This is a genomic window from Sphaerisporangium sp. NPDC088356, from assembly GCF_040685555.1.
Taxonomy (GTDB): Bacteria; Actinomycetota; Actinomycetes; order Streptosporangiales; family Streptosporangiaceae; genus Sphaerisporangium.
On the sequence record NZ_JBFBIK010000058.1, the window covers coordinates 34,418 to 44,789 of the forward strand.

A 10,372-nucleotide genomic window follows, 5' to 3' on the forward strand; every position below is an offset into this window, starting at 1 on the left:
GGCCCTGCCTACTTGAGGATCGAGGGGTAGGGGTGGGCGCCGCGCTCCTTCAACAGGTCGGTCATGTACTGGATCTCGCTGTCCTGCGTGTCCACGATGTTCTGCGCCATGCCCCGCACCTCCGCCCGGTTCGACAGCTTCAGCAGCGTCTTCGCCATCTGTACGCCGCCCTCGTGGTGGCGGATCATGAGCTGGAGGAAGAGCACCTCGGCGTCCTTGCCCTTGGCGGCCTGGAGGCGCTTCAGCTCCTCCTCCGAGGCCATGCCGGGCATCGCGGCCGGCACACCCGTCGCCGGGGCCGCTCCCTGCTCGTTAATCGCCGGGGCCGCTCCCTGCTCCTTAGTCGCCGAGGCCGCTCCGCGCCCGTTGGTCGCCGGGGCCGCTCCGTGCCCGCCGTGACCCGCCATCCACGCCATGGGGGGCCGGTCGCTCGCCTGGTTGAGGCCCCACTGCTGGAGCCACCCCATGAAGACGCCACGCTGGGCCGTCTGGGTGGTGATGATGTCGTACGCCAGCGACCGGATGCGGGAGTCGGTGCTCCCGTCGCGTACGGCGAAGCCCATCTCGACCGCCTGGGCGTGGTGGACCGCCATGTCCCGCGAGAAGCCCGCCTCGGGCGAGGCGTCTCCCGGAGGAGCCGACCTGCCGTTGATCAGCAGCATCGCGACGACGGTCGCCACGCATGAGATCAGCGCGACGAGGACCAGACGAGTTCGTGAGGTGATCATTGCCAGCCAGGGGAGTGATTGCCTTGGGCGTTAGACGCAAACGTTATTACCTACCCACTATCCTCCACATAAGCTCAGGAGCTTGAGCATTCCGGGTCATGTACAGCTGTTGGAGGATTGATGGCCAAGGAGAGGACGCAGGCACGGCGGGAGCATCTCGCCCAGCTGCGTGCCGCGCAGAAACGCAAAGAGCGGCGCACCGCCATGCTCATGTGGGGAGCGGGGGCCTTCGTCATCGTCCTGCTGGTCGGCCTGGTCGGCTTCTACGTGGTCCAGGAGCGGTCCCAGTCGGCGCTGGACGGGGTCAAGACCTTCGCCTACAAGGGCTCGCAGCACACCCCGATCAAGGTCAATTACAAGGAGACCCCGCCGGTCGGCGGCGAGCACAACCCTACGTGGCAGCAGTGCGGGGTCTACGACCAGCCGATCAACAGCGAGAACGGCGTGCACTCCATGGAGCACGGCTCGGTGTGGATCACCTACAAGCCCGACCTCCCCAAGGCGGACGTCGACAAGCTGAAGGCCCTCGTCACCTCCGACTACCTGCTCCTGAGCCCGTTCCCGGGTCTCACGGCACCGGTCGTGGTCAGCTCCTGGAACCACCAGCTCGCGCTCAAGGGCGCCGACGACCCGCGCCTCCCCAAGTTCATCACGAAGTACAAGCAGAACCCGCAGACCACGCCCGAGTACGGCGCGACCTGCTCCGGCCAGGGCAGCACCGACAAGCTCGCCTCCGACAACCCGCTGCCGACGACGATGCCGTCCCAGGCTCCGAGCGGCGCGGCGACGCCGGAGGTCAGCATGGCCCCGAGCGCCACGCCGTCCTCCTGACCGGCGCGTTCCCCTGCCGTACGGCCCCGCGACCCCGGTCGTGAGCGGTCGTACGGCGGACCCGCCGCCTCAGCGGAGGATCTCCTCCGGGTCCACCGCCTCCAGGGCGTGGGCGTCGCCGACGGGGCGGCTGGTGAGGGTGCCCCCGTGGGTGTTCAGCCCGAGCGCCAGCGCCGGGTCGTCCAGCAGGGCCTCGCGCCATCCCTTGTCGGCGATCGCCAGAACGTACGGCAGGGTCACGTTGGTCAGCGCGTACGTCGAGGTGTGCGGAACGGCCCCCGGCATGTTGGCCACGCAGTAGAACACCGACTTGTGCACCCGGTACGTCGGATGGGCGTGGGTCGTGGGCCGGGAGTCCTCGAACGCGCCGCCTTGGTCGATGGATATGTCCACCAGCACAGACCCTTCCTTCATCCGGGAGACCAGCTCGTTGGAGACGAGCTTGGGCGCCTTGGCGCCGGGGATGAGCACGGCGCCGATCACGAGGTCGGCGCCGAGGACGGCGCGCTCGATCTCGTAGGTGTTCGACGCGACGGTCTGCAGATGGCCCCGGTAGATCATGTCGGCCTGGCGCAGCCTGTCGATGTTCTTGTCCAGGAGCATGACCTCCGCCTGCATGCCGAGCGCGATCGTCGCGGCGTTCATGCCCGTCACCCCCGCCCCGAGCACCACCACCTTCGCGGGGTACACCCCCGGCACGCCGCCCATGAGCACGCCCCTGCCGCCGCCCTGCCGCATCAGGTGGTAGGCGCCCACCTGCGGGGCGAGGCGTCCGGCCACCTCCGACATGGGTGCCAGCAGGGGCAGCGCCCCGTTCGCCAGCTGCACGGTCTCGTACGCGATGCCGGTGACCCCGGACTCCATCATCGCCAGGGTCAGCTTCCGCGAGGCGGCGAGGTGCAGGTAGGTGAAGAGGATCTGGCCCTCGCGCAGGAGGGGGTACTCCGAGGCGATCGGTTCCTTGACCTTGAGGATCAGGTGGCCCTGGTGCCAGACCTCCTCGGCCGATTCCAGGATCGTCGCGCCGGCCGCGCGGAACTCGTCGTCGGCGATGGAGGACCCGGCGCCCGCCCCGCGCTCCACGAACACCTGGTGGCCGTGACGGGTCAGCTCGTTGGCTCCTGCGGGGGTGAGAGCGACGCGGTCCTCGTGGTCCTTCACCTCTCGGGGTATTCCGACCTTCATGAAATCCTCCTTCGCCCCCAGGGGCAGTCCTCTGCCATGCCTGCGAACTGCCCGCCACAGGCCCCGGTTCACTGCGACCCGGGCTCTTGCGCGCTCCTGGCTCCCCGTTTGATCGCGACGGCCCGCCCGCTTCCTGGAATCCCCGGCGCCGCGGGCGCTCTGGTGGGCCGTGACGGCCGATCCTTGTCCACCGGGCGTTCCCCGGAAAGCTCCGGCCATGGAGATGGTTGGATCAATTGCCCTGGTGTGTGGCAAATTGTCAGGACATCTACAGCCTAGAACTCACTGCCAAGAGTCCCTCCTGCGGTTAGCTCGATCACGCGAGCCTCGGTAGGCTCGCCCGAGCGATGTCAGTCAGGGGTGAGGATGCGTAACCATCCGGTGGTGGACGATCACAGTGATCGACCCGAGGCGCCGCCGGATATTCCTTCCATGTTCGGGGACGAGCCGACGCTCGCCATGGGGCGCCTGCCGTCCGATCCGGACGAGCCTCCGCACACCCCGGACCTGCCGCTCATGCCATCCGACCGGCCCCCGCTCGCGGCGGACGAGCCCCCGCTCGCGGCGGACGAAGTGTCGATCGGTGCCGAGGAGCCGCCGATGGGTCCGGCCGAGCCGCCCATCGGTCCCGGGCAGCCGCCGATCGGCCCCGAGGGGCCGCCCCCCGGCCCCGGTGGTCCCGGCACGCCCGGCGGGCCGGCCGGTCCGAGCGGTCCGCCGCGCGCCGCGCGTTCCACGACCATCGCCCTGATCATCGGGCTCTTCGTCGTGGTCCTCGTCACGGGAGTCCTCGGCACCATCGCCGTGCTCATGACGCGGGAGCCCGGCCTTCCGCTCGGCGCGGCGCCGCCCGCCCGCCTCGCCACCCCGATCCACTTCGCCCCCGTCATCGGCGTGCGGGCCGCGCCGTGCCCGGGAGCGGAGGCGGTGCTCGACGACGCGGGCACCACCTGCTACCAGGTCGACCGGGGGGTCACCGTCACCTCGGTCGTGAAGGTGACGACGGTCGCCGACAAGGACGGCACGTACTCCGTGCGCGTCGTGCTCGCCCCGGAGAGCCGCCAGAATCTGGCCGCCCTGACCAAGGACGCCCTCAACCAGCAGCTCGCCGTCGTGGTGGACGACAAGGTCGTCACCGCCCCGAGGGTCGCGCAGGCGATCACCGACGACAGCCTCAGCATCGCGGGGCTCACCAAGGAGACGGCCGACGCGCTGATGGCCCGCCTGCTCGGATCGGGCGGCGCGGTCACCGGCACCTCCGGGCCTTCACCCGAGGCCCCCGCCCAGACCTCCACCTGCCCCCCCGCCGACGGCACCAACGGGGGCACCGGAGGCACCGGAGGCACCGGAGGCACCGGAGGCGCGGGTACGAACGGGACAACGGGCGCGACGGGGACGGGCACGGCCCCGACCAACGGTGTGCCCGGCGGTTCCTCCACCTGCCCGCCGGGTGCGGGAGCCCCGACAGGAGCGCCCACGGGGCCCGGCACGGGAGATCCGACGGGGCCCGGTACGGGAGCTCCCACGGGAACCACCACTGGCGCGCCCAGCGCGTCGGCGTCCCAGCCGGGGTCCATGCCGCTGGCGCCCCCGGCCGCGACGCACACGCCCGCCGCCGGGCAGACCTCGCAGGCCACCGGCGAGGCCGGGGTGCCGCAGACCCGGGCGACCGGATCCTCGACCATGATCAAGCGGACCCCGGACCCGCGCTTCGCCAGCTGCAAGCTGGCCCACGCGGCGAACTACGGCCCGTACACCAAGGGCATCCACGTGGAGTACGGCTGGTACGTCGACGGCGACCACGACGGCGTCGCCTGCGAACGCGGCGACATCACCTAGGAGAGCCCCTCACCACCTGGAAACGCCTTCACCACCTAGAGGACGGCGCGAACCGTCCCGGTGGCGGCAGGGTAGGACCACCGCTCGCGGTGGCACCAGCCGACGAAGCGGGAAGCCACCGAGGTGCCGGATGAACCCGCGCGGCACGGGCGAGAATCTCCGGCATTCATGCCGGCGGGCGCGTCAATCGGCCAGGGCGATGTCGTGGGGGCGGATGGGGACCCGGGTGAGGGGGAGGCCTGTGGCGGCGCGGACGGCGGCGGCCACCGCCGGGGTGGAGGAGAGCGTGGGCGGCTCGCCCGCTCCCCGCAGGCCGTACGGCGCGTCGGGGTCGGGGTTCTCCAGGATGGACAGCCTCATCGGCGGCATGTCGAGGATCGTCGGGATCAGGTAGTCGGTGAACGACGGGTTCATCACCTTGCCGTCGCGGACCTGGATCTCCTCCATGAGGGCGAGGCCGAGCCCCTGCGCCGTGCCGCCGTGGATCTGACCTTCGAGCGCCAGGGGATTGAGGATCTTGCCCACGTCCTGCACGGCGGCGAGCTCGACGACCTTGACCAGGCCGAGCTCGACGTCCACGTCGACCACGGCGCGGTGGACGCAGAGCGCGAGCTGGGTGTGGGAGTCGCCCTGCCCGGTTACCGGGTCCATCGGGTAGGTCGGCCGGTGCCGGTACTCGCGGGTCTCCTCCACCGGCCCGAACGCGTCGAGCAGGTCTTCGAGTGTGACCCCGGGATTCTCGGCCCGCAGCTTGTCCAGCCGCTCGCGCACGGCCTCGCAAGCGGTCTTGACGGCGCCCCCGGTGACGTACGACTGCCGGGAGGCCGAGCTGGAGCCCGCCGAGCCCACGGAGGTGTCGGCGGGGGCGACGGTCACCCGCTCGATGCCGAGCTCGGTGCGGGCGATCTGCGTCTGGACCATGAGCAGGCCCTGCCCGACCTCGGCGGCGGCGGTGTGCACCAGCACGTGCGCCTCCCCGCCGAGCAGCTCGACCTTGACCTTGGCCGTCGAGTAGTCGTCGAAGCCTTCCGAGAAGCAGATGTTCTTGATCCCCACGCCGTACCCCACGCCCCGCCGTACGCCCTCGCCGTGGGTCGTCTGGGCCACCCCGCCCGGCAGGGAGCGCAGGTCGGGGGAGCAGGAGGAACCGGGCAGGGGCATGGCGGCCAGCTCACGCAGCATGCCGGCGAGCGGCGCCGGCGACTCGATCACCTGGCCCGTGGCCAGCCGTGACCCCTGCGAGACGGCGTTGAGCACCCGGATCTCGACCGGGTCGATCCCGCACGCCTCCGCCAGCCGGTCCATCTGGGACTCGTAGGCGTAGCACGCCTGGACGGCGCCGAAGCCGCGCATCGCCCCGCAGGGCGGGTTGTTGGTGTACGCGCCGTAGGCGTCGATCCAGACGGTGTCCACCTCGTACGGCCCGACGCCCAGGGAGGCCGCGTTGCCGACCACGGCGGGGGAGGAGGAGCAGTACGCGCCCCCGTCCAGGACGATCTCGGCCTTGACGTAGACGAGCCTGCCCTCGCGGGTGGCGCCGTGCTCGTACCGCATGCGGGCGGGATGCCGGTGGACGTGACCGAAGAACGACTCCTCGCGGCCGTAGACCATCTTGACCGGCCTGCCGGTGCGCAGGGCCAGCATGCTGGCGTGGATCTGCATGGACATGTCCTCGCGGGCGCCGAACGCCCCGCCGACCCCGGCCAGCGTCAGCCGCACCTTCTCCTTGGGCAGGCCGAGGCAGGGGGCGAGCTGGTCCTGGTCGACGTGCAGCCACTGCGTCGCGATGTACAGGTCGACGCCGCCGTCTTCTGAGGGCACGGCGAGGCCGGACTCGGGGCCGAGGAACGCCTGGTCCTGCATGCCGACCTCGTACTCCGCGGTGACCACGACCTCGGCCATGCCGGCGAAGGGCTCGCGGCCGACCCGCACCGGCTGGTGGCGCACGAGGTTGCCGCCCGGCTGCACCTTCGGGCACTCGGGGTCGAACAGGGCGCGGTGCGCGTCGGTGACCGCCTCGCGCGGCTCGTACTCCACCACGATCGCCGCCGCCGCCCGCCGGGCGGTCTCGGGGTGGTCGGCCGCCACGATCGCGACGGGCTCCCCCTGGTAGCGGACCTGGTCGATGGCCAGCACGGGCTGGTCCTTGTGCTCCAGGCCGTAGAACCGCTCCCCGGGTACGTCCTCGTGGGTCAGCACGGCGTACACGCCCGGCATGGCGAGCGCGGCGCCGACGTCGATCGACCGGACCCAGGCGGACGGGTGGGGGCTGCGCAGCGTCGAGCCCCACAGCATGTCCGCCAGGTAGAGGTCGGAGGAGTAGGCGAACTCGCCGGTCACCTTCAGGTTGCCGTCAGGGCGGGTCACGCTCGCCCCGATTCCCTGGCCCTGGCTCTGGCTGCTCGCGGTTTGGGTCACACGGGCAGTACATCAGCCCAGTTCAAGGCCGCCAATAGGCGCACCCGCGAAACGCCGTGGCGGGCCGCGGACGTGGCTTGTAGGTTCGTCCAAACGCGCGCCGTTAGCCTTGGTTTGTGCGTATACGTGAGCTGCTCGCGATGGACCGGTTCGGGCTCGGGCTGCTGTCGGACCCCGGTCATGCGGACCGGCGGTTCACCGGTGTGCACATCACCGACCTGCCCGATCCCGGACGTTACCTGTCCGGGGGAGAGATGGTGCTCACGGGGTTGATGTGGCGCAGGGAGCCGGAGGACTCCCGGCGGTTCGTCGAGATCCTCGCCGGCGCGAAGGTCGCGGCGCTGGGCGTCGGCCGGGCCTGGCTCGGCGTCGTGCCGGACGACGTGGTCGAGGCATGCCGCGAGCACGACCTCCCCCTGCTGGACGTGCCGACCGAGGTCTCGTTCCGCACGCTCAGCGAGGTGGTGGAGACGCGCCTGGCGGGGGCCACGGCCGTCGACCTGCGCGGCGCGCTCGGCCGGCACCGCCGGATCGTCGCCGCGGTGGCCGACGGCGCGGGCCTGGACGAGCTCTTCGCGCTCACGGCCGAGGAACTGGGCGTCAACGGCGCGGTGATCTCCTCCACGGGCACGGTCATCGCGGGACGGCTCGAAGGAGACCTTCCCGTACGGCTCGCGCGCGAGTATCTGTCCGCGACGCGGCTGCCCCATCTGGTGGAGACCCGGCGGGGGCCGTTCACGCTGTTCGGGGTCGACCGGTCGCACCGGGCCGCCGGGTGGGCGCTGGTCTGCGACGCCGACCTGCTCGCCGACGTGGACACCGGCTTCGAGCTCGCGGCCTGCGTGGCGCTGGATCGCGGCCGTGCCGAGGAGGGCCGCAGGGTCGAGCGGCGCCTCGCCGAGGAGCTGATCGCGCTCGCCTGTTCCGGCGAGGCCGACCAGGCCGAGGTGGCCGCGCGGCTGCGCACCTGCGGGATCGACGCCGCCCAGCCGTACGCGGTGGTCACGGCGACCGTCACCCGTCCCGGCGCGACGGACGGGCCAGACCCCGCCGTGCTCGGCGGCCAGGTGATCGAGGAGCTGCTGGACCGCAGGGTGGTGGCCGCGGCGGGGGCGGACGGCGCGGTCGCGCTGGTACCGCTGATCACTCCCGAGATGTCAGGAGCGGGAGACCAGCCCCTGGGAACGGATATCGGCGCGACCGGAAACAAGGCCGGGGAAGCGCGCGGCGGCGGGACCGGAAAGGAGCCCGGGACGGTGCCGGAAACCGGCACTGGTACCGGGAACATCCCCTGGACCCCGGCGCGCGTGCGGAGTAACGTGCAATTGCAAGCTCGATCGCAAGTGCAGCGTAGTGTGCAATCGCTTCTGGACCTGTTGGGGGGCAGGGTGGCGATACTTCAGGGGGCCCTGCCGAGGACACGAGTGTCAGTCGGCGTGAGCGCTGGCCTGATCGGTCCCGGAGCCATCCGCGGTGGCGCCGAGGAAGCGGGCCACGCGCGGCGCTTGGCGGAGGCGCGCGGCGGAGGGGTGGTGCCCAGCGACGAGATTTACACTCACGTTCTCCTGCTGGCCACCGTCCCCGACGACGTGCGGCGATCCTTCGCGGACCGGATTTTGGCTCCGCTGTTCGCCTACGACCGCAGGCACCAGTCGGAGTTGGTGCGCACTCTCGGGACCTTCCTTGACTGTGCTGGGTCGTGGAACACCTGCGCGGAGCGAATGCACGTGCATGTGAACACCGTGCGATACCGCATCCGGCGTGTAGAGGAGCTGACCGGAAGAGACCTGTCCGCAATGGAGGACAGGGTCGACCTTTTTCTCGCTCTACGTGCCGGTTGAGTCACAAATCAGCAGCACAACGAGTCTTGGACCTTATTAAGGGAAGACGCGGTGCCAGTTGCGGCCGTAGCATGACCTGCGAAGCCAAAAGTGGCTGCGAACAGGACAGTTAGGGCAGACAAGGCGAGCCGGCGGCGACGCATGGCAAACTCCCGTCGATAGTGTCTGTCGGTGGGATTACATCATCAAGGGGTGCTGGTGACTGGTCAAGATCTGGTAGGTCAGCGAATCAAGACGATTCGCCGCCAGCGTGGTCTATCGCAGGCGCAGCTGGCACATCCTGAACTGTCCGATAGCTATGTATCACTTATCGAGAGCGGCAAGCGTACGCCGACCGCGGCCGTTCTGGAACTGCTGGCGGCGAAGCTCGAGTGCTCCTTAACGTATCTGATCAACGGGGTCACCGCCGAGCAGATGCAGGACTTGGAGCTCGGCCTGCGGTACGCCGCCCTCGCCCTGGACAACGGAGAGGTCGCCGAAGCCCGCCGTCGCTACGCCGAACTGCTCGATGACGGCAGCCTCGCCGGTCTCGCATCCTTGAGGCAGCAGGCCGAGTACGGCTACGCGCTCGCCAGCGAGGCGTGCGGCGACCTCGACGAGGCGATCACCGTCCTGTCGCGGCTCAGCGAGTCGAGCGGGGAGACGCTGCCCTCCGACCAGGCGGTCGCCGTCGCGGTCGCGCTGTCCCGGTGCTACCGCGAGCGCGGCGACCTCGGCCCGGCCGTCCGTGTCGGTGAGGAGATGCTTCTCGGGTTGCGCCGGCCGATGTGGAACGACGACCTCGTCGAGCTGGGCGCGACCTTGCTCGGCGCCTACATCGTGCGCGGCGACCTGTTGAGGGCGCGCCAGTTCGCCGCCGAGCTGCTCGCGGCGGCCGAGATGCTCGGCACCCCCCGCGCGACCGTCGCGGCCTGCTGGAACGCGGCCGTCCTCGCCGAGCAGACCGGGCGCGGCGAGGAAGCCCTCGCCCTGGCCGAGCGGGCGCTCGCGGTCCAGTCGGAGAACGGCGAGCCGCGTAACCTGGCCCGCCTGCGGATGGCGTACGCCATCCTGCTGCTTCGCGTCCATCCGGAACAGGCCGAGGCCTGCCGCGACCTGTTCCTGCGGGTCGAGCGCGAGCTGGCCGAGTCCTCGGCGAGCACGGTCGACACGGCTCGCTGCGCGGTCGAGCTCGCCAAGGCCGAGATCGTGCTCGGCGATCCCGCCAAGGCCGTCGCCTACGCCAACCGGGGCAGGGACCTCCTGGACGAGCGCGCCCGCACCCTCCGGCTCGAAGCCCACCTCGTCGTCGGCAACGCCCTGCTCCTGCTGAGCCGTTCGGAGGAGGCCGCGGCGGAGCTGGCCAAGGTCGAGGAACTGCTGGAGCACGTGCCGTCCTCGCGGAGGGCGGCGGAGGGCTGGCTGACCGCCGCCAAGGCCCTGGAACAGCTCGACGACGGCGAGGCCACCGAGGCCGCCTACCACCGGGCGCTCGCCAGCGCCGGCCTGTAGGCCCCTTCCGGGTCGTGGTGCCCGTCCTGCCGGGGCGGG

At 70.9% G+C, this 10,372-nt stretch carries 7 protein-coding genes; 4 read left to right on the forward strand and 3 right to left on the reverse strand.

Annotated features, from left to right (window positions below; all coding sequences use genetic code 11):
• Window positions 1–8 precede the first annotated feature (8 nt).
• Window positions 9–680, reverse strand: a complete 672-nt coding sequence (locus AB0O34_RS21630; protein WP_363917914.1) for a DUF305 domain-containing protein — start codon at window positions 678–680, stop codon at window positions 9–11.
• Between the two features lie 168 nt (window positions 681–848).
• Here AB0O34_RS21630 and AB0O34_RS21635 point away from each other — a divergent pair, with 168 nt between their 5' ends.
• Window positions 849–1,559, forward strand: a complete 711-nt coding sequence (locus AB0O34_RS21635; RefSeq protein WP_363917915.1) for a DUF3105 domain-containing protein — start codon at window positions 849–851, stop codon at window positions 1,557–1,559.
• A gap of 69 nt (window positions 1,560–1,628) precedes the next feature.
• On the opposite strand, the gene ald is transcribed toward AB0O34_RS21635, so the two are convergent.
• Complete coding sequence (gene ald, locus AB0O34_RS21640; RefSeq protein WP_363917917.1) at window positions 1,629–2,744, reverse strand: alanine dehydrogenase; 1,116 nt, start codon at window positions 2,742–2,744, stop codon at window positions 1,629–1,631.
• Between the two features lie 432 nt (window positions 2,745–3,176).
• Here ald and AB0O34_RS21645 point away from each other — a divergent pair, with 432 nt between their 5' ends.
• Window positions 3,177–4,583, forward strand: a complete 1,407-nt coding sequence (locus AB0O34_RS21645; RefSeq protein WP_363917919.1) for an excalibur calcium-binding domain-containing protein — start codon at window positions 3,177–3,179, stop codon at window positions 4,581–4,583.
• Window positions 4,584–4,766: 183 nt separating this feature from the next.
• Here the strand turns inward: AB0O34_RS21645 and AB0O34_RS21650 are convergent, their stop codons facing one another.
• On the reverse strand, window positions 4,767–6,950 hold the full coding sequence (locus tag AB0O34_RS21650; protein WP_363917922.1) for a molybdopterin cofactor-binding domain-containing protein: 2,184 nt from the start codon (window positions 6,948–6,950) through the stop codon (window positions 4,767–4,769).
• A gap of 167 nt (window positions 6,951–7,117) precedes the next feature.
• On the opposite strand from AB0O34_RS21650, the gene AB0O34_RS21655 reads away from it, so the two are divergent.
• Together AB0O34_RS21655 and AB0O34_RS21660 are read left to right on the forward strand one after the other, a co-directional pair.
• A complete protein-coding gene (locus tag AB0O34_RS21655) occupies window positions 7,118–8,842 on the forward strand; it encodes a helix-turn-helix domain-containing protein (RefSeq protein WP_363917924.1) in 1,725 nt (574 codons plus the stop codon).
• 198 nt (window positions 8,843–9,040) lie between these two features.
• On the forward strand, window positions 9,041–10,333 hold the full coding sequence (locus AB0O34_RS21660; protein WP_363917926.1) for a helix-turn-helix transcriptional regulator: 1,293 nt from the start codon (window positions 9,041–9,043) through the stop codon (window positions 10,331–10,333).
• Window positions 10,334–10,372 lie beyond the last annotated feature (39 nt).

What these genes read in the sequence shown, in the direction of transcription:
- AB0O34_RS21635 (WP_363917915.1), top strand. Translation starts at nt 849, where the DNA reads ATGGCCAAGGAGAGGACGCAGGCACGGCGGGAGCATCTCGCCCAGCTG.
- ald (WP_363917917.1), bottom strand. Translation starts at nt 2,744, where the DNA reads ATGAAGGTCGGAATACCCCGAGAGGTGAAGGACCACGAGGACCGCGTC.
- AB0O34_RS21645 (WP_363917919.1), top strand. Translation starts at nt 3,177, where the DNA reads ATGTTCGGGGACGAGCCGACGCTCGCCATGGGGCGCCTGCCGTCCGAT.